Source organism: Pseudomonas libanensis, from assembly GCF_001439685.1.
Taxonomy (GTDB): Bacteria; Pseudomonadota; Gammaproteobacteria; order Pseudomonadales; family Pseudomonadaceae; genus Aquipseudomonas; species Aquipseudomonas libanensis.
In genome coordinates this window covers 1-23,778 of the sequence record NZ_JYLH01000022.1, presented here as the reverse complement: position 1 = coordinate 23,778, position 23,778 = coordinate 1, and the positions used below count along the sequence as shown (strand labels likewise).

At 54.9% G+C, this 23,778-nt stretch carries 23 protein-coding genes, 4 tRNA genes and 1 rRNA gene; all 28 read right to left on the bottom strand.

From position 1 onward, the window contains the following. Nucleotides 1-7: 7 nt before the first annotated feature. The gene (rpsC, locus tag TU73_RS25570; protein WP_003176422.1) at nt 8-694 is read right to left on the bottom strand and encodes a 30S ribosomal protein S3; all 687 of its coding nucleotides are present in this window, start codon (nt 692-694) and stop codon (nt 8-10) included. A 13-nt stretch (nt 695-707) separates the two neighbouring features. After that, nucleotides 708-1,040 (bottom strand): 50S ribosomal protein L22, encoded by a 333-nt coding sequence (rplV, locus tag TU73_RS25565; protein ID WP_003103908.1) that lies wholly within the window; start codon nt 1,038-1,040, stop codon nt 708-710. An 11-nt stretch (nt 1,041-1,051) separates the two neighbouring features. Continuing rightward, complete coding sequence (gene rpsS / locus TU73_RS25560) at nt 1,052-1,327, bottom strand: 30S ribosomal protein S19 (RefSeq protein WP_003232420.1); 276 nt, start codon at nt 1,325-1,327, stop codon at nt 1,052-1,054. A 16-nt stretch (nt 1,328-1,343) separates the two neighbouring features. Next, nucleotides 1,344-2,168 (bottom strand): 50S ribosomal protein L2, encoded by an 825-nt coding sequence (rplB, locus tag TU73_RS25555; protein WP_003176423.1) that lies wholly within the window; start codon nt 2,166-2,168, stop codon nt 1,344-1,346. 14 nt (nt 2,169-2,182) lie between these two features. Further along, nucleotides 2,183-2,482, bottom strand: coding sequence for a 50S ribosomal protein L23 (rplW, locus tag TU73_RS25550; protein ID WP_002555488.1), 300 nt, complete (start codon nt 2,480-2,482; stop codon nt 2,183-2,185). Then, nucleotides 2,479-3,081: a 50S ribosomal protein L4 gene (rplD, locus tag TU73_RS25545; protein ID WP_057014518.1), complete on the bottom strand. Its 603-nt coding sequence runs from the start codon at nt 3,079-3,081 to the stop codon at nt 2,479-2,481. The genes rplW and rplD overlap by 4 nt, the downstream gene beginning before the upstream one ends. Nucleotides 3,082-3,093: 12 nt before the next feature. Continuing rightward, nucleotides 3,094-3,729 carry a 50S ribosomal protein L3 gene (rplC, locus tag TU73_RS25540; protein WP_003176425.1) on the bottom strand — a complete coding sequence of 212 codons (636 nt, stop codon included), beginning with the start codon at nt 3,727-3,729 and terminating at the stop codon, nt 3,094-3,096. A gap of 81 nt (nt 3,730-3,810) precedes the next feature. Further along, complete coding sequence (rpsJ, locus tag TU73_RS25535) at nt 3,811-4,122, bottom strand: 30S ribosomal protein S10 (RefSeq protein ID WP_003186070.1); 312 nt, start codon at nt 4,120-4,122, stop codon at nt 3,811-3,813. Nucleotides 4,123-4,280: 158 nt separating this feature from the next. Beyond that, nucleotides 4,281-5,474 (bottom strand): elongation factor Tu, encoded by a 1,194-nt coding sequence (tuf, locus tag TU73_RS25530; protein WP_003176426.1) that lies wholly within the window; start codon nt 5,472-5,474, stop codon nt 4,281-4,283. A 30-nt stretch (nt 5,475-5,504) separates the two neighbouring features. Further along, a complete protein-coding gene (gene fusA, locus TU73_RS25525) occupies nt 5,505-7,610 on the bottom strand; it encodes an elongation factor G (RefSeq protein ID WP_015886136.1) in 2,106 nt (701 codons plus the stop codon). 30 nt (nt 7,611-7,640) lie between these two features. Then, nucleotides 7,641-8,111 carry a 30S ribosomal protein S7 gene (rpsG, locus tag TU73_RS25520; protein WP_002555493.1) on the bottom strand — a complete coding sequence of 157 codons (471 nt, stop codon included), beginning with the start codon at nt 8,109-8,111 and terminating at the stop codon, nt 7,641-7,643. Between the two features lie 118 nt (nt 8,112-8,229). Then, nucleotides 8,230-8,601, bottom strand: a complete 372-nt coding sequence (gene rpsL, locus TU73_RS25515; RefSeq protein ID WP_002555494.1) for a 30S ribosomal protein S12 — start codon at nt 8,599-8,601, stop codon at nt 8,230-8,232. 216 nt (nt 8,602-8,817) lie between these two features. Then, nucleotides 8,818-13,017 (bottom strand): DNA-directed RNA polymerase subunit beta', encoded by a 4,200-nt coding sequence (rpoC, locus tag TU73_RS25510; protein ID WP_057014517.1) that lies wholly within the window; start codon nt 13,015-13,017, stop codon nt 8,818-8,820. Between the two features lie 64 nt (nt 13,018-13,081). After that, a complete protein-coding gene (gene rpoB, locus TU73_RS25505; protein ID WP_057014516.1) occupies nt 13,082-17,155 on the bottom strand; it encodes a DNA-directed RNA polymerase subunit beta in 4,074 nt (1,357 codons plus the stop codon). A gap of 219 nt (nt 17,156-17,374) precedes the next feature. Continuing rightward, entirely contained in the window at nt 17,375-17,740 is a 366-nt protein-coding gene (gene rplL, locus TU73_RS25500; RefSeq protein WP_003176432.1) for a 50S ribosomal protein L7/L12, read from the bottom strand. Nucleotides 17,741-17,818: 78 nt separating this feature from the next. After that, the gene (rplJ, locus tag TU73_RS25495) at nt 17,819-18,319 is read right to left on the bottom strand and encodes a 50S ribosomal protein L10 (protein WP_003232405.1); all 501 of its coding nucleotides are present in this window, start codon (nt 18,317-18,319) and stop codon (nt 17,819-17,821) included. Nucleotides 18,320-18,518: 199 nt separating this feature from the next. After that, nucleotides 18,519-19,214, bottom strand: coding sequence for a 50S ribosomal protein L1 (rplA, locus tag TU73_RS25490; RefSeq protein WP_003176434.1), 696 nt, complete (start codon nt 19,212-19,214; stop codon nt 18,519-18,521). After that, a complete protein-coding gene (gene rplK / locus TU73_RS25485) occupies nt 19,214-19,645 on the bottom strand; it encodes a 50S ribosomal protein L11 (RefSeq protein WP_003176435.1) in 432 nt (143 codons plus the stop codon). The genes rplA and rplK overlap by 1 nt, the downstream gene beginning before the upstream one ends. Before the next feature lie 117 nt (nt 19,646-19,762). Beyond that, nucleotides 19,763-20,296: a transcription termination/antitermination protein NusG gene (gene nusG / locus TU73_RS25480; protein ID WP_003176436.1), complete on the bottom strand. Its 534-nt coding sequence runs from the start codon at nt 20,294-20,296 to the stop codon at nt 19,763-19,765. Nucleotides 20,297-20,305: 9 nt separating this feature from the next. Continuing rightward, the gene (gene secE, locus TU73_RS25475) at nt 20,306-20,674 is read right to left on the bottom strand and encodes a preprotein translocase subunit SecE (RefSeq protein ID WP_003194658.1); all 369 of its coding nucleotides are present in this window, start codon (nt 20,672-20,674) and stop codon (nt 20,306-20,308) included. A gap of 45 nt (nt 20,675-20,719) precedes the next feature. Beyond that, nucleotides 20,720-20,795 (bottom strand) — tRNA-Trp (locus TU73_RS25470). Between the two features lie 163 nt (nt 20,796-20,958). Beyond that, nucleotides 20,959-21,034: transfer RNA gene (locus TU73_RS25465), tRNA-Thr, on the bottom strand. 26 nt (nt 21,035-21,060) lie between these two features. Continuing rightward, nucleotides 21,061-21,134 (bottom strand) — tRNA-Gly (locus TU73_RS25460). Nucleotides 21,135-21,157: 23 nt separating this feature from the next. Continuing rightward, nucleotides 21,158-21,242 (bottom strand) — tRNA-Tyr (locus TU73_RS25455). 142 nt (nt 21,243-21,384) lie between these two features. Continuing rightward, the gene (locus TU73_RS25450; RefSeq protein ID WP_057014515.1) at nt 21,385-21,831 is read right to left on the bottom strand and encodes a hypothetical protein; all 447 of its coding nucleotides are present in this window, start codon (nt 21,829-21,831) and stop codon (nt 21,385-21,387) included. Nucleotides 21,832-21,838: 7 nt separating this feature from the next. Beyond that, a complete protein-coding gene (locus TU73_RS25445; protein WP_057014514.1) occupies nt 21,839-22,588 on the bottom strand; it encodes a pantothenate kinase in 750 nt (249 codons plus the stop codon). Further along, complete coding sequence (birA, locus tag TU73_RS25440; RefSeq protein ID WP_057014513.1) at nt 22,578-23,537, bottom strand: bifunctional biotin--[acetyl-CoA-carboxylase] ligase/biotin operon repressor BirA; 960 nt, start codon at nt 23,535-23,537, stop codon at nt 22,578-22,580. Before birA ends, TU73_RS25445 begins: the two co-directional genes overlap by 11 nt. A gap of 162 nt (nt 23,538-23,699) precedes the next feature. After that, nucleotides 23,700-23,778: ribosomal RNA gene (gene rrf, locus TU73_RS29725) — 5S ribosomal RNA — on the bottom strand; the annotation flags it as partial.

The following is a 23,778-nucleotide window of genomic DNA, read 5'->3' as shown; positions in this document are numbered from 1 at the left end:
GTACCCCTTACTTAGCAGCTTTTTTACGAGGCGCTGGTGCTTGTGGTTTCAGTTCTTCTTGGCGACCACCAATTACTTCGCCTTTGAAGATCCAAACCTTTACACCGATCACACCGTAAGTGGTGTGAGCTTCGTAGTTGGCATAGTCGATGTCGGCACGCAGGGTGTGCAGTGGCACACGACCTTCGCGATACCATTCAGTACGTGCGATTTCAGCACCGCCGAGACGACCGCTCACTTGGATTTTGATGCCTTTGGCACCAATACGCATGGCGTTCTGTACGGCACGCTTCATAGCGCGACGGAACATTACGCGGCGTTCCAGCTGCTGAGCTACGCTCTGCGCAACCAGCATACCGTCGAGCTCCGGCTTACGGATCTCTTCGATATTGATGTGCACAGGCACACCCATTTGCTTGGTCAGGTCCTGACGCAGTTTCTCAACATCTTCACCTTTCTTCCCGATAACGATACCTGGACGAGCGGTGTGGATGGTGATACGTGCAGTTTGCGCCGGACGATGGATATCGATACGGCTTACGGACGCGCTTTTTAGTTTGTCTTGGAGATACTCACGCACCTTCAGATCAGCGAACAAATAGTCCGCATAAGTCCGACCGTCTGCGTACCAGACGGAGGTGTGCTCCTTGACGATTCCCAGGCGAATGCCAATGGGATGTACTTTCTGACCCATCTCTTCGACTCCGTTACTTGTCAGCAACCTTGACAGTGATATGGCAAGACCGCTTGACGATGCGATCAGCACGGCCTTTGGCACGTGGCATGATACGCTTCAGCGAACGCCCTTCGTTGACGAAAACGGTGCTGACCTTCAGGTCATCAACGTCTGCGCCTTCGTTATGCTCGGCGTTGGCTACGGCCGACTCCAGCACTTTCTTCATGATCTCGGCGGCTTTCTTACTGCTGAAAGCCAACAGGTTGAGCGCTTCGCCCACCTTCTTCCCGCGGATCTGGTCGGCGACCAAGCGGGCTTTCTGGGCGGAGATTCGAGCGCCCGACAACTTAGCGGCTACTTCCATTTCCTAACCCCTTAACGCTTGGCTTTCTTGTCTGCCACGTGCCCACGATAAGTGCGGGTACCGGCAAACTCGCCTAGTTTGTGGCCGACCATGTCTTCGTTCACGAGAACTGGGACGTGCAAGCGACCGTTGTGTACAGCGATGGTCAGACCGACCATTTGTGGCAGGATCATCGAACGGCGCGACCAGGTTTTAACTGGTTTGCGATCGTTCTTTTCCGCCGCCACTTCGATCTTCTTCAGTAGGTGAAGATCAATAAAAGGACCTTTTTTCAGAGAACGTGGCACTGTCGTATCCCTCTATTTACTTGCGACGACGGACGATCATTTTGTCGGTACGCTTATTACCACGAGTCTTCGCGCCCTTAGTCGGGAAGCCCCATGGCGATACCGGATGACGACCACCAGAGGTACGACCTTCACCACCACCGTGTGGGTGGTCAACCGGGTTCATGGCAACACCACGAACGGTTGGGCGAACGCCACGCCAGCGTTTGGCACCAGCTTTACCCAGCGAACGCAGGCTGTGCTCGGAGTTCGAGACTTCACCCAGGGTCGCGCGGCATTCAGCCAGCACTTTACGCATCTCACCAGAACGCAGACGCAGGGTCACGTAGACACCTTCACGAGCGATCAGCTGAGCCGAAGCACCAGCGGAACGAGCGATTTGCGCGCCTTTACCTGGCTTCAATTCGATGCCGTGTACGGTGCTACCAACTGGAATGTTGCGCAGTTGCAGAGCGTTGCCCGGCTTGATCGGCGCCAGGGCACCTGCGATCAGCTGGTCGCCAGCACTCACGCCTTTAGGGGCGATGATGTAGCGACGCTCGCCATCTGCGTACAGCAGCAGAGCGATGTGAGCAGTACGGTTTGGATCGTATTCGATACGCTCGACAGTGGCGGAGATGCCATCTTTGTCGTTGCGACGGAAATCGACCAGACGATAATGCTGCTTATGGCCACCACCGATGTGACGAGTGGTAATACGACCATTGTTGTTACGACCACCAGTCTTCGATTTTTTCTCGAGCAGCGGTGCGTGAGGAGCGCCTTTATGCAGCTCCTGGTTGACCACCTTGACCACAAAACGGCGGCCAGGGGAAGTCGGTTTGCATTTAACGATTGCCATGATGCACCCCTTCCTTACTCAGCACTGCTGCTGAAATCGAGATCTTGGCCTGGCTGAAGGGAGATAACTGCCTTCTTCCAGTCATTACGCTTGCCCAGACCGCGAGCAGTGCGCTTGCTCTTACCCAGAACATTCAGGGTAGTAACACGCTCTACTTTCACGCTGAACAGGCTTTCGACGGCCTTCTTGATTTCCAGCTTGGTTGCGTCAGTTGCAACCTTGAAAACGAACTGGCCTTTCTTGTCAGCCAGAACCGTAGCCTTTTCGGAAACGTGCGGGCCAAGCAGAACTTTAAATACGCGTTCCTGGTTCATCCCAGCAGCTCCTCGAATTTCTTCACGGCCGACACGGTGATCAACACCTTGTCGTATGCGATCAGACTAACTGGATCGGAACCTTGCACGTCACGTACATCAACGTGTGGCAGGTTGCGAGCAGCCAGGTACAGGTTCTGATCAACGGCTTCAGACACGATCAAAACATCGGTCAGGCTCATGTTGGTCAGTTTGCCCAGCAGTTCTTTGGTTTTTGGACTTTCAACAGCGAAGTCCTGAACCACGACCAGACGATCGGTACGCACGAGTTCAGCAAGGATGGAGCGCAGAGCTGCGCGATACATCTTCTTGTTGAGCTTCTGCGAGTGATCCTGTGGACGAGCTGCGAAAGTGGTACCGCCGCCACGCCAGATTGGGCTACGGATAGTACCGGCACGAGCACGGCCAGTGCCTTTCTGACGCCAAGGGCGCTTACCGCCACCACGTACGTCGGAACGGGTCTTTTGCTGCTTGCTACCTTGACGGCCGCCGGCCATGTAGGCCACGACTGCTTGGTGAACCAGCGTCTCGTTGAATTCGCCGCCAAATGTCAGTTCGGAAACTTCGATCGCTTGAGCGTCATTTACATTTAATTGCATGTCAGCTTCCCCTTAACCGCGAGCCTTGGCCGCTGGACGTACAACCAGGTTGCCGCCAGTAGCGCCAGGAACAGCACCCTTGACCAACAACAGATTGCGTTCAGCGTCGACGCGCACTACTTCGAGGGACTGCACGGTCACGCGCTCAGCGCCCATATGACCGGACATTTTTTTGCCCTTGAATACACGACCAGGAGTCTGGCACTGGCCAATAGAGCCCGGGACGCGGTGGGAAACGGAGTTACCGTGAGTGTTGTCTTGACCACGGAAATTCCAACGCTTGATCGTACCCTGGAAGCCTTTACCCTTGGACTGACCGGTTACATCAACCAGTTGACCAGCGGCGAAGATTTCAGCGTTGATCAGATCGCCAGCCTTGTAGTCGCCGTCTTCAAGACGGAACTCCATGACGGTGCGACCAGCTGCAACGTTTGCTTTAGCGAAGTGACCTGCTTGAGCAGCAGTCACGCGCGAAGCACGACGCTCGCCGACAGTGACTTGCACTGCACGATAGCCATCGGTTTCTTCAGTTTTGAACTGGGTGACGCGATTCGGTTCGATCTCAATGACCGTGACCGGAATGGAGACACCTTCTTCGGTGAAAATACGGGTCATACCGCATTTACGACCGACTACACCAATAGTCATGTTGTAAACCTCATGAGTGTACGGGGCTTTCACCCGCTATGGCCGCCCATTTCAGAGCGTTACACGACTAAGACCCAAGTCTTAGCCGAGGCTGATCTGTACTTCCACACCGGCCGCCAGATCGAGCTTCATAAGTGCATCAACGGTTTTATCCGTTGGCTGGACGATGTCCAGTACGCGCTTATGAGTACGGATCTCGTACTGGTCACGCGCGTCTTTGTTGACGTGCGGGGAGACCAGAACGGTGAACCGCTCTTTACGGGTAGGCAGTGGAATTGGACCACGCACTTGAGCACCAGTACGTTTCGCGGTTTCCACGATTTCCTGGGTGGATTGGTCGATCAGGCGATGGTCAAAAGCCTTCAACCTGATACGGATTTGCTGATTTTGCATTGGATTTCAGACTCCGGCTGCTATTCCCAGCGAGCGCAATACGCCCGTTAAAAGGAGGCGCAATTCTATAGACGCCCCTGATAGGTGTCAACCCAATAAAAAAGGCCCCCGCTAAGCGGGGGCCTTCTCAAAACATCGAGCTATCTCAGAAGAGATAATTACTCGATGATTTTAGCTACAACGCCAGCACCAACGGTACGGCCGCCTTCGCGAATAGCGAAACGCAGACCGTCTTCCATCGCGATGGTTTTGATCAGGGTAACAACCATTTTAATGTTGTCGCCCGGCATTACCATCTCAACGCCTTCCGGCAGTTCGCAGTTACCAGTCACGTCAGTAGTACGGAAGTAGAACTGTGGACGGTAGCCTTTGAAGAACGGAGTGTGACGGCCGCCTTCTTCTTTGCTCAGCACGTACACTTCAGCTTCGAACTTGGTGTGCGGCTTAACCGAACCCGGCTTGACCAGAACCTGGCCACGCTCAACGTCGTCACGCTTGGTACCACGCAGCAGAACGCCGCAGTTCTCGCCAGCACGACCTTCGTCGAGCAGTTTACGGAACATTTCAACACCGGTGCAGGTGGTGACGGTAGTGTCACGCAGACCAACGATTTCCAGTGGATCTTGAACCTTGACGATACCGCGCTCGATACGGCCAGTTACAACAGTACCGCGACCGGAGATCGAGAATACGTCTTCGATTGGCATCAGGAACGGCTTGTCGATAACACGGACTGGATCTGGGATGTAGCTATCCAGAGTCTCAACCAGTTTACGAACGGACGTGGTGCCCATTTCGTTATCGTCTTTGCCTTCCAGAGCCATACGAGCAGAACCGATGATGATCGGAGTGTCGTCACCTGGGAAGTCGTAAGTGCTCAGCAGATCGCGCACTTCCATCTCAACCAGTTCCAGCAGCTCAGCGTCGTCTACCAAGTCAGCCTTGTTCAGGTAAACCACGATGTACGGAACGCCAACCTGACGGGACAGCAGGATGTGCTCACGGGTTTGTGGCATCGGACCATCAGCGGCCGAACAAACCAGGATTGCGCCGTCCATCTGGGCAGCACCGGTGATCATGTTCTTCACATAGTCAGCGTGACCTGGGCAGTCAACGTGAGCGTAGTGACGGATCAGCGAGTTGTATTCAACGTGTGCGGTGTTGATGGTGATACCACGAGCTTTTTCTTCTGGTGCGCTGTCGATTTTATCGAAATCAACGATTGCAGAACCGAATACTTCGGAGCAAACGCGAGTCAGAGCAGCAGTCAGAGTGGTTTTACCGTGGTCAACGTGACCGATGGTGCCAACGTTGACGTGCGGTAGGGAACGATCAAATTTTTCTTTAGCCACGACAATTAACTCCTTGCCTAAAGGACTGAATCAGCCTTGTTTTTTGGATACAGTTTCAGCGATGTGCGCCGGAGCTGTGTTGTATTTTTTGAATTCCATAGAGTAGCTTGCGCGACCCTGGGACATGGAGCGAACGTCGGTCGCATAACCGAACATCTCACCCAACGGAACCTCAGCGCGAATCACTTTGCCGGAAACCGTGTCTTCCATACCCAAGATCATGCCGCGACGACGGTTAAGGTCGCCCATGACATCACCCATATAGTCTTCAGGTGTAACAACTTCTACCGCCATGATTGGCTCAAGCAACTCACCACCGCCCTTCTGGGCCAGTTGCTTGGTTGCCATGGAGGCAGCCACCTTAAACGCCATCTCGTTGGAGTCGACGTCGTGGTAAGAACCGTCAAAAACGGTTGCTTTCAGGCCGATCAGCGGATAGCCGGCAACAACACCGTTCTTCATCTGCTCTTCGATACCCTTCTGGATAGCAGGGATGTATTCCTTAGGAACAACACCACCCACTACTTCGTTCACGAATTGCAGACCTTCCTGACCTTCGTCAGCAGGCGCAAAACGGATCCAGCAGTGACCGAACTGACCACGACCGCCGGACTGACGAACGAACTTGCCTTCGATTTCACAGTTCTTCGTGATGCGCTCACGATAGGAAACCTGAGGCTTACCGATGTTGGCTTCGACGTTGAACTCACGGCGCATCCGGTCAACCAGGATGTCCAGGTGAAGCTCGCCCATGCCCGAGATGATCGTTTGACCAGTCTCTTCATCAGTCTTGACGCGGAAAGATGGATCTTCCTGAGCAAGCTTGCCCAGAGCGATACCCATTTTTTCCTGGTCATCCTTGGTCTTAGGCTCTACGGCAACCGAAATAACCGGCTCCGGGAAGTCCATGCGAACCAGGATGATTGGCTTGTCAGCGTTGCACAAGGTTTCACCAGTGGTGACGTCCTTCATGCCGATCAAGGCCGCGATGTCACCAGCGCGTACTTCCTTGATCTCTTCGCGGGCGTTTGCGTGCATTTGCACCATACGACCCACGCGCTCTTTCTTGCCTTTAACCGAGTTGATCACGCCGTCGCCGGAGTTCAACACGCCCGAGTAAACACGGACGAAGGTCAAGGTACCCACGAATGGGTCAGTGGCAATTTTAAATGCCAGAGCGGAGAACGGTTCTGCGTCGTCCGCATGACGCTCCAGCTCGATAGTCTCGTCATCCGGGTCGGTACCCTTGATGGCAGGAATATCAACCGGCGCCGGCAGGTAGTCGATCACAGCATCGAGAACCAGGGGAACACCCTTGTTCTTGAACGAGGAGCCGCAAACAGCCAAGACGATTTCGCCAGCGATAGTACGCTGACGCAGAGCAGCCTTGATTTCCACGTTGGTGAGTTCTTCACCTTCGAGGTATTTGTTCATCAGCTCTTCGTTGGCTTCAGCCGCAGCTTCAACCATGTTGTTGCGCCACTCGTCAGCCAGTTCCTGCAGTTCAGCAGGGATAGGCTTACGAACAGGAACCATACCTTTGTCAGCATCGTTCCAATAAACAGCTTCCATGGTCAGCAGATCGATCTGGCCTTGGAAGTTGTCTTCGGAACCGATAGCCAACTGGATTGGCACCGGGGTGTGACCCAGGCGCTGCTTGATCTGACCGATCACGCGCAGGAAGTTGGCGCCAGCACGGTCCATCTTGTTTACGTAAACAAGACGTGGAACGCCGTATTTGTTGGCTTGACGCCATACGGTTTCCGACTGAGGCTCAACACCCGAGGTACCGCAGAACACAACGACAGCGCCGTCGAGCACGCGCAGGGAACGTTCAACTTCAATGGTGAAGTCTACGTGGCCCGGGGTATCGATTACGTTGAAGCGATGCTCATCTTTGTACTGCTTCTCGGAACCCTTCCAGAAGGCGGTAATAGCAGCAGAAGTAATGGTAATACCACGCTCCTGCTCCTGAACCATCCAGTCTGTGGTCGCGGCGCCATCATGCACCTCGCCCATCTTGTGACTTTTGCCGGTGTAAAACAGTACGCGCTCGGTGGTGGTGGTTTTACCAGCATCCACGTGAGCGACGATACCGATGTTACGGTAGCGGCTAATCGGAGTAGTACGAGCCATAAAGCCCTCGCAAAATTAGTGAAGCTAAAATTAGAAGCGGTAGTGCGAGAAAGCTTTGTTAGCTTCAGCCATACGGTGCACGTCTTCACGCTTCTTAACAGCAGCACCTTTACCTTCAGCAGCGTCCAACAATTCGCCGGCCAAACGCAGAGCCATAGACTTCTCGCCGCGCTTACGGGCGAAGTCTACCAACCAGCGCATTGCCAGAGCGTTACGACGGGACGGGCGAACTTCAACCGGAACCTGGTAAGTAGCACCGCCTACACGGCGCGACTTCACTTCGACCAGCGGAGCGATGGCGTCGAGAGCTTTCTCGAAGATTTCCAGGGGGTCGCTGTTCTTGCGTTCTTTAACCTTTTCCAGCGCGCCATAAACGATACGCTCGGCAACGGCTTTTTTGCCGCTTTCCATCACGTGGTTCATGAACTTGGCCAGGATTTGGCTTCCGTATTTTGGATCGTCAAGCACTTCGCGCTTGGCTGCTACGCGTCTTCTTGGCATGGATAAGCCCTCAAACGGTCTTCAGGTTCGCTCGGAATCGGTGCCCTTTCGGGACGCCTCCGACCTTACTCTTATCGACTCAGAAAATAAGATGATTCAGGTTTACAAAAAGCCGCTACTACTTAGGCTTTTTGGTACCGTACTTCGAACGACCCTGGTTACGACCTTTAACGCCGGAAGTATCCAAGGAACCGCGTACGGTGTGATAACGAACACCGGGCAAGTCTTTTACACGACCGCCGCGGATCAGTACCACGCTGTGCTCTTGCAGGTTGTGGCCTTCACCGCCGATGTACGAGGAAACCTCGAAACCGTTGGTCAGACGCACACGGCATACTTTACGCAGTGCCGAGTTAGGTTTTTTCGGCGTGGTGGTATACACACGGGTGCATACGCCACGACGTTGCGGGCAGTTCTGCAGCGCAGGTACGTCGGATTTCTCGACGATACGCTTACGCGGCTGACGTACCAGCTGGTTGATAGTTGCCATCTACTAGCTCCACTGTTGTCTTGCGACGCTATTGTCTTGCAAGAAAAGCAAAATGGCAGGAACGAATTCCCGCCAAATTTAGGGGTACAAGAGTCTAAAGAGGATCTTGCCCCCAGTCAAGGCAAGGCCCCGACCTCCCCTTGCGTCGAACCGGGGCAAAAATGCCTCGATCCGACGAATGGGAGTGCCAGGGCCCAGACTCATCTATTGCAGAACTCAGTTACCGCTTGAGTTCAGCGCTTCGGTCAGTGCAGCTTCCACTTCACTGGCGCTTACGCGCAGCGGCTTGTCAGCATCACGGCGACGCTTACGCTCGCTGTGGTAAGCCAAACCGGTACCTGCCGGGATCAGACGACCCACGACTACGTTTTCTTTCAGGCCGCGCAAGTAATCGCGCTTGCCGGTTACCGCTGCTTCGGTCAGTACGCGAGTGGTCTCCTGGAAGGAGGCCGCCGAGATGAACGACTCAGTGGACAACGACGCCTTGGTGATACCCAGCAGCACGCGAGTGAACTTGGAAACGAATTTCTCTTCGTTCGCCAGGCGCTCGTTTTCTACCAGTACGTGAGTCAGTTCCATCTGGTCGCCTTTGATGAAACTGGAATCGCCAGATTCAGCGATTTCAACTTTACGCAGCATCTGACGCAGGATGGTCTCGATGTGCTTGTCGTTGATCTTCACGCCCTGCAGACGGTAAACGTCCTGGATCTCGTTGACGATGTACTTGGCCAGCGCACTCACACCCAGCAGACGCAGGATGTCGTGCGGATCGCTCGGGCCATCGGAGATAACTTCGCCGCGGTTTACCTGTTCGCCTTCGAAGACGTTCAGGTGACGCCACTTCGGAATCAGCTCTTCATACGGATCGCTACCGTCGTTCGGGGTAATGACCAGACGGCGCTTGCCCTTGGTCTCTTTACCGAACGCGATGGTGCCGCTGACTTCAGCCAGAATCGACGCTTCTTTCGGACGACGCGCTTCGAACAAGTCAGCAACACGCGGCAGACCACCGGTGATGTCACGGGTCTTCGAAGTTTCTTGCGGGATACGCGCGATAACATCACCGATCGCGATCTTCGCACCATCCGCTACACCGACCAGGGCGTTGGCTGGCAGGAAGTACTGAGCGATTACGTCAGTGCCTGGCAGCAACAGATCCTTGCCGTTGTCGTCGACCATCTTCACGGCAGGACGGATGTCTTTACCGGCAGCTGGACGATCTTTGGCGTCGAGTACTTCAATGTTGGTCATACCGGTCAATTCGTCAGTCTGACGCTTGATCGTAATGCCTTCTTCCATGCCCACGTAGGTCACGGTACCTTTCATTTCGGTAACGATTGGGTGAGTGTGCGGATCCCACTTGGCCACGATTGCGCCAGCGTCGACCTTGTCACCCTCTTTAACCGAGATCACAGCACCGTACGGCAGCTTGTAACGCTCGCGCTCACGACCGTAGTCATCAGCGATTGCCAGCTCACCGGAACGGGACACAGCAACCAGGTGGCCATCCACTCGCTCAACGTGCTTGAGGTTATGCAGGCGGACGGTACCGCCATTCTTAACCTGAACACTGTCGGCTGCGGAGGTCCGGCTTGCCGCACCACCGATGTGGAACGTACGCATGGTGAGCTGGGTACCCGGCTCACCGATGGACTGGGCAGCGATAACGCCGACCGCTTCACCGATGTTCACTTGGTGACCACGAGCCAAGTCACGACCGTAGCACTTGGCGCAGATGCCGTAGCGGGTTTCGCAGCTGATCGGCGAGCGAACGATCACTTCGTCGATGCTGTTGAGTTCGATGAACTCGACCCACTTCTCATCCACCAGGGTGCCGGCAGGAACGATAACTTCCTCGGTACCTGGCTTGAACACGTCACGGGCAATAACACGACCCAATACGCGCTCACCCAGCGGCTCTACAACGTCACCGCCTTCAATGTGCGGAGTCATCAGCAGGCCGTGCTCGGTGCCGCAATCGATCTCGGTTACAACCAGATCTTGTGCAACGTCTACCAGACGACGAGTCAGGTAACCGGAGTTAGCGGTTTTCAACGCGGTATCCGCAAGACCCTTACGAGCACCGTGAGTGGAGATGAAGTACTGAAGTACGCTCAAACCTTCACGGAAGTTCGCGGTAATCGGCGTTTCGATGATGGAGCCGTCCGGCTTGGCCATCAGGCCACGCATACCGGCGAGCTGACGGATCTGCGCAGCAGAACCCCGTGCGCCCGAGTCGGCCATCATGTACATCGAGTTGAAGGACTCCTGGTCGACTTCGTCGCCGTGACGGTCGATGACTTTCTCTTTCGAGAGGTTGGCCATCATCGCCTTGGATACTTCGTCGTTGGCCTTGGACCAAAGGTCGATCACTTTGTTGTACTTCTCGCCCTGGGTTACCAGGCCTGAGGCGTACTGGCTTTCGATCTCTTTCACTTCATCGGTAGCAGCCGCGATGATGCGAGCTTTTTCATCAGGGATAACGAAGTCGTTAACGCCGATGGAAACGCCGGAAATAGTCGAGTAAGCAAAACCGGTGTACATCAACTGGTCAGCGAAGATCACGGTCTCTTTCAAACCAACCACGCGGTAGCACTGGTTGATCAGCTTGGAGATCGCCTTTTTCTTCATTGGCAGGTTGACGACGTCGTACGACAGGCCTTTTGGCACAACCTGGTACAACAGTGCACGGCCAACAGTAGTGTCGACGATACGAACGTTGCTCACGCTGCCGCCATCACGGTCGTTGACAGTCTCGTGGATCCGCACTTTGACCTTGGCGTGCAGTGCGGCTTCGCCGGCACGGAACACACGGTCAACTTCCTGCAGGTCAGCGAACACACGACCTTCGCCCTTGGCGTTGATCGCTTCACGCGTCATGTAGTACAGACCCAATACAACGTCCTGCGACGGAACGATGATTGGCTCACCGTTGGCTGGCGACAGAATGTTGTTGGTCGACATCATCAACGCACGCGCTTCCAACTGGGCTTCCAGTGTCAGCGGTACGTGCACGGCCATTTGGTCGCCGTCGAAGTCAGCGTTGTACGCAGCACAGACCAGAGGGTGCAGCTGGATAGCCTTACCTTCGATCAGTACCGGTTCAAACGCCTGGATACCCAGACGGTGAAGGGTCGGTGCACGGTTGAGGAGAACCGGGTGTTCGCGAATCACTTCAGCGAGAACGTCCCAAACCTCTGGCAGTTCGCGCTCGACCATTTTCTTGGCCGCTTTGATAGTGGTCGCAAGACCGCGCATTTCCAGCTTGCCGAAGATGAACGGCTTGAACAGCTCGAGCGCCATTTTCTTAGGCAGACCGCACTGGTGCAGACGCAGGGTCGGGCCTACGGTAATTACCGAACGACCGGAGTAGTCAACACGCTTACCGAGCAAGTTCTGACGGAAACGACCTTGCTTACCCTTGATCATGTCAGCCAGGGATTTCAGAGGACGCTTGTTGGAACCGGTGATAGCGCGGCCACGACGACCGTTGTCGAGCAAGGCATCGACAGCTTCCTGCAACATACGCTTTTCGTTACGCACGATGATGTCCGGAGCGGACAGATCGAGCAGGCGCTTCAAGCGGTTGTTACGGTTGATCACGCGGCGGTACAGGTCGTTGAGGTCGGATGTCGCGAAACGACCACCGTCCAACGGTACCAGCGGACGCAGGTCTGGCGGCAGAACCGGCAGAACGGTCAGTACCATCCACTCTGGCAAGTTGCCGGAACCCTGGAAGGCTTCCATCAACTTCAGACGCTTGGACAGTTTCTTGATCTTGGTCTCGGAATTGGTTTGCGGAATTTCTTCGCGCAGACGACCAATTTCGTGCTCCAGGTCGATAGCGTGCAGCAGTTCGCGGACAGCTTCGGCACCCATGCGGGCATCGAAATCGTCGCCGAACTCTTCCAGCGCTTCGAAGTACTGCTCGTCGTTCAGCAGCTGGCCCTTTTCAAGGGTGGTCATGCCTGGATCGATAACGACATAGCTCTCGAAATAGAGAACGCGTTCGATATCACGCAGGGTCATGTCCATCAGCAGGCCGATACGGGACGGCAGCGATTTCAGGAACCAGATGTGGGCAACCGGCGAAGCCAGCTCGATGTGCGCCATGCGCTCACGACGAACCTTGGCCAGTGCAACTTCAACGCCGCACTTCTCGCAGATCACACCACGGTGCTTCAAGCGCTTGTACTTACCGCACAGGCACTCGTAATCCTTTACCGGGCCAAAGATCTTGGCGCAGAACAGGCCGTCACGTTCAGGTTTGAACGTACGGTAGTTGATGGTTTCCGGCTTTTTAACTTCACCGAACGACCACGAACGGATCATCTCAGGCGATGCCAACCCAATACGGATGGCGTCGAACTCTTCGACTTGACCCTGGTTTTTCAGCAAATTCAGTAGGTCTTTCAAGGCCTTTCCTCCTGGCGGAGCAGAGAGCGGGCCAAACGGCTCCGCTCTCGATTCGCGTCACGTGTTATTCGGTTTCCAGATCGATATCGATGCCGAGGGAACGAATTTCTTTGATCAACACGTTGAAGGACTCGGGCATGCCCGGCTCCATACGGTGATCGCCGTCCACGATGTTTTTGTACATCTTGGTACGACCGTTCACATCGTCCGACTTCACTGTGAGCATTTCTTGCAGAGTGTATGCAGCACCGTATGCTTCCAGTGCCCAAACCTCCATCTCCCCGAAACGCTGACCACCGAACTGAGCCTTACCACCCAGCGGCTGCTGGGTAACCAGGCTGTACGAACCAGTAGAACGAGCGTGCATCTTGTCGTCTACCAAGTGGTTCAGCTTCAGCATGTACATGTAGCCAACAGTAACCGGACGCTCGAACTTGTTGCCGGTACGGCCGTCGAACAGCTGCATCTGGCCGCTTTCTGGCAAGTCTGCCAGCTTGAGCATGGCCTTGATTTCGCTTTCCTTGGCACCGTCGAACACCGGGGTAGCCATTGGAACGCCGCCGCGCAGGTTCTTCGCCAGATCCAGGATTTCCTGGTCAGAGAAGGTATCCAGCTCTTCGTTGCGACCGCCGATCTCGTTGTAGATCTCGTGCAGGAACTTACGCAGGTCTGCGACCTTGCGCTGCTCTTCGATCATGCGGTTGATCTTTTCGCCCAGACCTTTGGCCGCGAGGCCCAGGTGGGTTTCAAGGATCTGACCAACGTTCATACGCGAAGGTACGCCCAACGGGTTGAGGACGACGTCGACCGGGGTGCCATTGGCATCGTGCGGCATGTCTTCAACCGGCATGATCACGGAGACCACACCTTTGTTACCGTGACGACCGGCCATCTTGTCGCCCGGCTGGATGCGGCGACGGATTGCCAGGTAAACCTTGACGATTTTCAGCACGCCTGGAGCCAGGTCATCGCCCTGCTGCAGTTTGCGCTTCTTGTCTTCGAACTTGTCGTCCAGCAGACGACGACGATCAACGATATAGGCCTGAGCCTTCTCGAGCTGCTCGTTCAGAGCATCTTCAGCCATGCGCAGTTTGAACCACTGGCCATGCTCAAGACCGTCGAGGATTTCGTCGGTGACGTCCTGACCTTTCTTCAGACCTGCGCCGCCTTCAGCCTTGTGGCCTACCAGAGCGGAACGCAGACGTTCGAAGGTCGCGCCTTCAACGATACGGAACTCTTCGTTCAGGTCCTTGCGGATCTCGTCGAGCTGGGTCTTCTCGATGGACAGTGCACGAGCATCACGCTCAACGCCGTCGCGGGTGAAGACCTGTACGTCGATGACAGTACCCTTGGTACCGGTAGGTACACGCAGGGAGGTGTCTTTAACGTCGCTGGCTTTTTCACCGAAGATGGCTCGCAGCAGTTTTTCTTCCGGAGTCAGCTGGGTCTCGCCTTTCGGAGTGACTTTACCGACCAGGATGTCGCCTGCGCCAACTTCAGCACCTACATAAACGATACCGGCTTCGTCCAGCTTGTTCAGTGCAGCCTCACCCACGTTAGGGATGTCCGCAGTGATTTCCTCTGGCCCAAGCTTGGTATCACGTGCCACACAGGTCAGTTCCTGAATGTGGATCGTGGTAAAGCGATCTTCTTGAACAACGCGCTCCGACAGACAGATGGAGTCTTCGAAGTTGTAACCGTTCCAAGCCATGAATGCGATGCGCATGTTCTGGCCCAGTGCCAGCTCACCCATGTCGGTGGACGGGCCATCGGCCATGATGTCGCTACGCTGAACACGATCACCCTTACGCACCAGCGGACGCTGGTTAATGCAGGTGTTCTGGTTAGAACGGGTGTACTTGGTCAGGTTGTAGATGTCGACACCAGCTTCACCGGTTTCAACTTCGTCATCGGCAACACGAACCACAATACGGCTGGCATCAACAGAGTCGATCACACCACCACGACGAGCCACGACGCAGACGCCGGAGTCACGGGCTACGTTACGCTCCATGCCGGTACCTACCAGCGGCTTGTCGGCACGCAGGGTCGGTACAGCTTGACGCTGCATGTTGGAACCCATCAACGCACGGTTGGCGTCATCGTGCTCAAGGAACGGGATCAGCGACGCTGCAACCGAAACTACCTGCTTGGGCGATACGTCCATCAAGGTGACGTCTTCTGGCGCCTTGACGGTGAACTCGTTCAAGTGACGAACAGCTACCAGTTCGTCGATCAGGACTTTCTTGTCGTTCATCGTGGCCGAAGCCTGAGCGATCACATGATCAGCTTCTTCGATAGCGGACAGGAATACAATCTCGTCGGTGACCAGACCCTCTTTCACCACACGGTACGGGCTCTCAAGGAAGCCGTACTGATTGGTGCGCGCATAAGCGGCCAAGGAGTTGATCAGACCGATGTTCGGACCTTCCGGCGTTTCGATCGGGCAAACACGACCGTAGTGCGTAGGGTGTACGTCACGGACTTCGAAGCCTGCGCGCTCACGGGTCAGACCGCCCGGGCCCAGTGCAGAGACACGGCGCTTGTGGGTAATCTCGGAGAGCGGGTTGTTCTGGTCCATGAACTGCGAGAGCTGGCTGGAACCGAAGAACTCTTTCACCGCCGCAGCCACTGGCTTGGCGTTGATCAGGTCTTGCGGCATCAGGCCTTCGCTTTCTGCCATCGACAGACGCTCTTTGACCGCACGCTCAACACGTACCAGGCCAACGCGGAACTGGTTCTCGGCCATTTCGCCCACGCAGCGAACACGACGGTTACCCAGGTGGTCGATGTCATCGACGATGCCTTTGCCGTTACGGATGTCGACCAGGGTCTTCAAGACCGCAACGATGTCTTCCTTGCACAGTACACCCGAACCTTCGATCTCGGTACGACCGATACGACGGTTGAACTTCATCCGGCCGACCGCAGACAGGTCATAGCGCTCAGGGCTGAAGAACAGGTTGTTGAACAGGGTTTCGGCAGCGTCTTTGGTTGGTGGCTCGCCAGGACGCATCATGCGATAGATCTCGACCAGCGCTTCCAATTGGTTGCTGGTGGAGTCGATCTTCAGTGTGTCGGAGATGAACGGACCGCAGTCGATGTCGTTGGTGTACAGGGTCTCGATGCGAACGACCTGGGCCTTGGCGATTTTAGCCAGGATCTCGGTGTTCAGCTCGGTGTTGCACTCGGCCAGGATTTCGCCTGTGGCCGGGTGAACGATGACCTTGGCGGTAGTACGGCCCAGGACGTAGTCCAGAGGTACTTCCAGCTCCTTGATACCGGCTTTTTCGATCTGATTGATGTGGCGCGCAGTGATACGACGGCCAGCCTCAACGATGACCTTGCCTTTTTCATCCTGGATATCCAGGACAGCAATTTCACCACGCAGACGCGAAGCGATGAGCTCCAGCTTGAGGGTTTCATCCTTCAGGCTGAATACGTTGGTGGTGTAGAAAGCGTCCAGCACTTGCTCGGTGGTATAGCCGAGCGCGCGCAGCAGTACCGAGGCCGGCAGCTTGCGACGACGGTCGATACGCACGAACACGCAGTCTTTCGGATCGAACTCGAAGTCCAACCACGAACCGCGGTACGGAATGATCCGCGCGGAGTACAGGAGTTTGCCGGAGCTGTGCGTCTTGCCGCGGTCGTGGTCGAAGAACACGCCCGGGGAACGGTGCAGCTGGGAAACGATTACACGCTCGGTACCGTTGATAACGAAGGTACCGTTCTCAGTCATCAATGGGATTTCGCCCATGTAGACTTCTTGCTCTTTGATGTCCTTGATCGCTTTGTTCGACGATTCTTTGTCGAAAATGATCAGGCGGACTTTTACCCGCAAAGGTACGGCGTACGTAACGCCACGCAACACGCATTCTTTGACATCAAATGCCGGTTCGCCCAGGCGATAACCGACGTACTCCAGCGCAGCATTGCCGGAGTAGCTGATGATCGGGAAAACGGATTTGAAGGCCGCATGCAGGCCCACGTCGCGGAACTGATCTTTGGTCGCTCCCGCCTGCAAGAATTCACGATACGAATCCAGCTGGATAGCCAGAAGGTACGGGACATCCATGACGTCCGGCAACTTGCTAAAGTCCTTGCGGATACGTTTTTTCTCAGTATATGAGTAAGCCATCAGCGTTCCCCAGCTTGGTCACCTGCTTGTTTGGCCCTCCCGACGGGAGCAGCCAGAAAATCTTGCAAACCCCATGGTTTGCACCACCGCATCGGGTGGCTACAGCGCGTTAATGGCGGCGACCGAGTCGACAGCCAAGAACGGAAAAAGGCCGGTGGCAAGAGCCACCAGCCATCAGCCTTCAGCTTAACGCTTGGGCTGGAGACGCAAGGTCGATGCTTACTTCAGCTCGACTTTAGCGCCTGCTTCTTCCAGAGTAGCCTTGGCTTTGTCAGCAGCGTCTTTCGACACAGCTTCCAGAACCTGGGCAGGAGCGCCGTCAACTACAGCCTTGGCTTCTTTCAAGCCCAGACCGGTCAGTTCACGTACTGCCTTGATCACGTTTACTTTCTTCTCGCCAGCTTCCAGCAGCATGACGTTGAATTCGGTTTGCTCTTCAGCAGCAACAGCAGCAACAGCTGGGCCAGCGGAAGCAGCGGCAGCGGAAACGCCGAATTTTTCTTCGAAAGCTTTGATCAGCTCAACAACCTGCAGAACCGACATTTCAGCTACGGCGTTGAGGATATCGTCTTGGGAGATAGACATTGCTGTATTTCCTGAATTGGGGGACGGCCTACGCGGCCATCGAAATAAACAAAAATACGCGAGAGAGGTTGCTCAGCCTTAGGCTGCGGCAGCTTCTTTTTGCTCGCGAACTGCAGCCAGAGTACGAGCCAGCTTGCTGGTAGCGCCTTGAATCACGCTCATCAGCTGCGAAATGGCTTCGTCGCGGGTCGGCAGTGTTGCCAGTACGTCGATTTGGTTAGCTGCGAGGAACTTGCCCTCGAACGCAGCTGCCTTGATCTCGAACTTATCCTGACTCTTGGCGAATTCCTTGAACAAACGGGCAGCAGCGCCTGGATGATCCTTGGAGAACGCAATCAGAGTCGGGCCAGTGAACACGTCGTTGAGAACACTGTATTCAGTGTCAGCAACAGCGCGCTTGAGCAGGGTGTTACGTACAACACGTACGTATACGCCAGCTTCACGAGCCTCTTTACGGAGTCCGGTCATAGCGCCTACTGTCACACCACGGGCATCAGCCACGACAGCGGACAGAGCAGCTTTGGCAGCCTCGTTGACTTCAGCGACGATGGCCTTCTTGTCTTCGAGATTAATTGCCACGGGTTTAACTCCTGCTTGTTACCGTTTCATCTGGCCGGAGCCGGATGTCGTTTTGGTGTCTGATTCGGTAAGGAACCGGGAGCACCATCTGCGTAGGCTTGTTGGTTTAAGACTTGCGCCGCCTACGGTCTTGGATAGCCCCCGCCAGGCAGGGACCCCAATCTTTCAATTGGCGCAATCGCTTGCGCCAACTTGTGACTTATACGTCCAGCGAGCCTTGGTCGATGACCAAGCCTGGGCCCATAGTGGTGCTCAGGGTAACGCGCTTGACGTAGATACCTTTCGAGGAAGCCGGCTTGATACGCTTCAGATCAGCGATCAGGGCTTCAACGTTTTCCTTCAGCTTGACGGCATCGAAGCCGACTTTGCCAACGGAGGTGTGAATGATGCCGTTTTTGTCGGTGCGATAACGAACCTGACCAGCCTTGGCGTTTTTAACCGCGGTAGCTACGTCTGGGGTTACGGTGCCGACTTTAGGGTTAGGCATCAGACCACGTGGGCCGAGGATCTGACCCAACTGACCTACTACGCGCATTGCATCCGGGGAGGCAATAACTACGTCGTAGTTCAGGTCGCCGCCTTTCATTTCGGCAGCCAGGTCGTCCATACCAACGCGATCAGCGCCAGCTGCCAGAGCAGCTTCAGCTGCCGGCCCCTGGGTGAAGACGGCAACACGTACAGTCTTGCCAGTACCGTGTGGCAGCACAGTAGCGCTACGAACGACTTGGTCAGATTTACGTGGGTCAACACCCAGGTTTACAGCAACGTCAACAGACTCGCTGAACTTGACAGTCGACAGCTCGGTCAGCAGGGCAGCAGCATCTACAAAGTTGTAGGACTTGCCTGCTTCGATCTTGCCGGCGATAGCCTTTTGGCGCTTGGTCAGCTTAGCCATTACACACCCTCCACGTTAAGGCCCATGCTACGAGCAGAACCGGCGATGGTACGCACGGCTGCATCCATATCAGCTGCAGTCAGATCCGCGTTTTTGGTTTTCGCGATTTCTTCCAGCTGAGCACGAGTTACGGTGCCAACCTTAACGGTGTTAGGACGAGCGGAACCGCTAGTCAGACCAGCAGCCTTCTTCAGCAGAACCGAAGCCGGGGTCGACTTGGTTTCGAAAGTGAAGCTACGGTCGCTGTATACAGTGATGATCACTGGAGTCGGCAGACCTGGCTCAAGACCCTGAGTACGGGCGTTGAAGGCCTTGCAGAATTCCATGATGTTCACGCCGTGCTGACCCAGAGCTGGACCGACGGGTGGACTTGGGTTGGCCTGAGCGGCCTTCACTTGCAGCTTGATGTAAGCGGTAATCTTCTTGGCCATGAGGCACTCCAATTACGGGTTCAAACGCCTCGAAAGGCTCCCCGGTTACTTGCGCGTTTATCCCAGTGACGACAAAACCCCACAGCCTAAGGCTGCGGGGTTGGGATGCTTGCTCAGCTAGACCTTCTCGACCTGACTGAACTCTAACTCTACCGGAGTAGAGCGACCGAAAATGAGCACTGCCACTTGGATCCGGCTCTTTTCGTAGTTAACTTCTTCGACGGTGCCATTGAAATCAGCAAATGGGCCATCAGTCACACGAACAACCTCGCCCGGCTCGAACAATGTCTTCGGCTTAGGCTTGTCGCTACCATCAGCAACGCGACGCAGAATTGCTTCCGCCTCTTTGTCGGTGATCGGAGCAGGTTTATCAGCAGTACCGCCAATGAAACCCATGACACGAGGAGTGTCCTTGACCAAGTGCCAAGTACCTTCATTCATGTCCATCTGAACCAGCACGTAGCCAGGGAAGAACTTGCGCTCGCTTTTGCGCTTCTGGCCATTGCGCATCTCAACCACTTCTTCAGTGGGAACCAGAATTTCGCCGAAGCCATCTTCCATGCCTGCAAGCTTTACGCGCTCTAGCAAAGAGCGCATAACATGCTTCTCGTAACCCGAGTAAGCATGCACAACGTACCAACGCTTAGCCACGGGACACCCTTAGCCAACAATCAAGGAAACAAGCCAGCCGAGCAGGGAATCAAGCCCCCACAACAGCAACGCCATAACCAGTACAACAGCCACGACAATCAATGTGGTCTGCGTGGTTTCTTGGCGAGTCGGCCAAACGACTTTACGTATTTCGGTGCGAGCTTCCTTTACCAGGACTGCGAAAGACTTGCCTTTGGCAGTCTGCAGGCCTACAAAGGCAGCTACAGCAGCAAGGGCGAGCAAAGCGAGCACACGGTACAGGATCGGCGAAGCAGAATAGTACTGATTGCCAACAACGCCTACGACCACCAAGGCGACTACAGCGAGCCACTTGACCAGATCGAAACGAGAGCTTTGAGCTTCAGCCTTAGGAGTCATCTATGAAGATCCTGTGAAAAGAAAGCCAGACACACCACGTGAATCTGGCAGGTCAGGAGGGAATCGAACCCCCAACCTACGGTTTTGGAGACCGTCGCTCTGCCAATTGAGCTACTGACCTAAAACAAAATCAGGCCGACCATTATGCAGGCCTGAAAAAGACTTTACAACAACCAACCCCAACAGACTTGAAATCACCCGACAATCAAAGCCAGACACAACACGAAACAAGCCGAGGCAGCTGTTAAAACAAAGGCAGATATTTTCATATCTGCCTTGTTATATGGAGCTCTTGAGCGGATTTGAACCGCTGACCTCACCCTTACCAAGGGTGTGCTCTACCAACTGAGCTACAAGAGCAAAACACCGTGCACAACCTGCAAACTTGGAGCGGGTAGCGGGAATCGAACCCGCATCATCAGCTTGGAAGGCTGAGGTTCTACCACTAAACTATACCCGCGGAGCTTGCAGCTCACGCTAAAATGGTGGAGGGGGAAGGATTCGAACCTTCGAAGTCGTAGACGTCAGATTTACAGTCTGATCCCTTTGGCCGCTCGGGAACCCCTCCTAAGCGAGCCGGCATTCTACATCACGCCGACCTTCTGTCAAGCATTTTCTCATTAAAAATATGAGGTTAGCTGCGTTGACCTTCGCTTCACCATGTAGACCTTAAAGGTCTTCACTGCGAAGCGGGCGCCATTCTATGCAAACTATTCGAGAGTTGCAATGCCTTCGCACAGCATTATTTTATGTTTTAACTCATTGAATTCCTTGGCAAGGTTTTCAAACGGCAGATCATCAGCCAGGCGCCGGCTCTCAGGGGCTACACGCAACCAGTACCCCGAGACATCAGGCGCGCTCAGCAATTGAATCTTGACCTTTATATCAAGGCTCGTCAGCCGCTGCTCGACAGATAGGGCTTGGCGCCGATCAGAGAAACCACCGATGTATAGACAGGTATTTTGCCCATCAGACGGCTTTATCCGATCACGCCGAGCCACCCCATCTGCAGATTCACTCAAGAGCCGAATGTCTTGCTGTGTCCCACGATAAAGACTCAAAGGCGTGACATCCTTGGCACGCAATGGAGCCTCTTGCTGATGCCAGACGTAATAGAACGCATTGAGGACAAGTAAAAGCAAAAACAGCCAACGCATAATCACCTCAAGACAAAGGACATGCCATCGCCAGACCAACAAATACAAGGTCTGGAACCAGCTGAGCCTGGGGCGCAGCATCCGAGACCAACTCAGCATCCCCTCCAGTCAGGAAGACGGTGAAATCATCACCCCAGTAGCTTCGCGCCAACTCGAGCTGGGTCAGCACAAACCCTCTAAGCATGAGCGTACAGCCTCGCTCGACGGCCTCCACGGTGGTCCGCCCCGGAGAGAGGCGCTCCAGAGCCCTCTCAGCCGCCGCGTCGCCATAACGTATCTTGCGCGTATGGGTTCGCAGCTGATTGCGCATGAGGGGCATGCCCGGGCAAATAAACCCTCCCAGATGCTCACCATCTGAACTGATAAAATCTGCGGTCGCCGCGGTGCCAAAATCGAGCACCAGGCATGCACCTGACGCCAATTTGAATGCCCCGAGCATCGCCAACCAGCGATCAAGCCCAAGACGCTCGAAATCTTCGTATCCGTTGCGCACCCCAGCCATTTCCCGCGCAGGGGCAGCACATGAAACGCTAACGCCAAATGCATCCACCAACGCAGCTACCAGCTGGGCGGTTTCCTCAAGCGCACGGACACTCACCAATCGGCAACGCGTAAGCAGAAGATCGGGAAGAGCCACCAGGCTATCAATCAATGACACATCCGAACCGGCGATGCCTTCCGCGCTAGCGCTTGCCTCACTCGACTCAAGCACACGCCACTTAATGAAGCTGTTTCCACAGTCGAGCTCAAGAATCATCACGCAACCTCAGGCTTAGCTCACCACCGCTATATATTTTCTCAACTCCATCGACATTCAAACGCAACGCGCCCTGACGATCCACACCCAGCACCACCCCTTCAATCCGGTTTACGCCAGCAATGAGACATACACTCCTGCCCTGCCACAGGTGATGCTTCTCCCACTCTTCTTGCAAACCGGCAAAACCAGTAGCCTTATGTCGGTCTAGATAGGCATGCAGTTGCCTCCCAAGGCGCGCCGAAAGGTGGTTGCGGTCGATAGGGGTTCCGGTCTCAAGCTGCATCGAGGTCCACTGCTGATCGACCTCAACTGCCTTCTGCATATTCACGTTGATACCGATGCCCAGCACAACGTGACATATATCTCCAGGATCCCCGACTAACTCGAGCAAGATTCCAGAAATTTTCTTATTTCCAACCAGGACATCGTTTGGCCACTTCAAGGCCGCGCCCTGAACGCCCGACTCGTGCAAGGTTTGCATGACAGCTAAACCCACTACAAGGCTTAGCCCCTCCAACTGCCGCAGACCGCCTTCAATGCGCAGCACGAGACTGTAATAAAGATTTTGCGCATATGGACTGACCCATTTTCGGCCACGCCTTCCCCTTCCAGCCGTTTGTTGCTCCGCCAAGACAACAAAGGGTGGCACGCAGCCCGACTCCACAAGACGCAAAGCCTCGGCATTAGTGGAATCAACGGAATCGTAAATGTGAATCGGCCAGGCTGAAGAAGCCGCCTCCAGAGAAATGTCCTCTGCATTCAAAAACACCAGCGGCGCAGCCAATTGATACCCACGGCCACGGACCTTATGAATAGGCAGATTCATCTCGGCCTCAAGATGCTGGAGCTGCTTCCACACAGCACTTCGACTAATCCCCAGGGCAGCGCCAAGCGCCTCTCCAGAATGGAATCGACCATCTTTCAGAAGTTTCAACAACATCAGCATGCAGGTATCGCCTCACAATGAGGCACGCATGATAGCCATGCGTAGGGTCATTGCATAGAAAGCCCGTTCGTTAGCACTCAAGGCATAAGCGATATTTTTTAGCTTTTCCGAGCGCCAAAACAAAACCCCAACTGCTTTCGCAATTGGGGTTTCGGAATTTAATCTTGACGATGACCTACTCTCACATGGGGAAACCCCACACTACCATCGGCGATGCATCGTTTCACTACTGAGTTCGGGA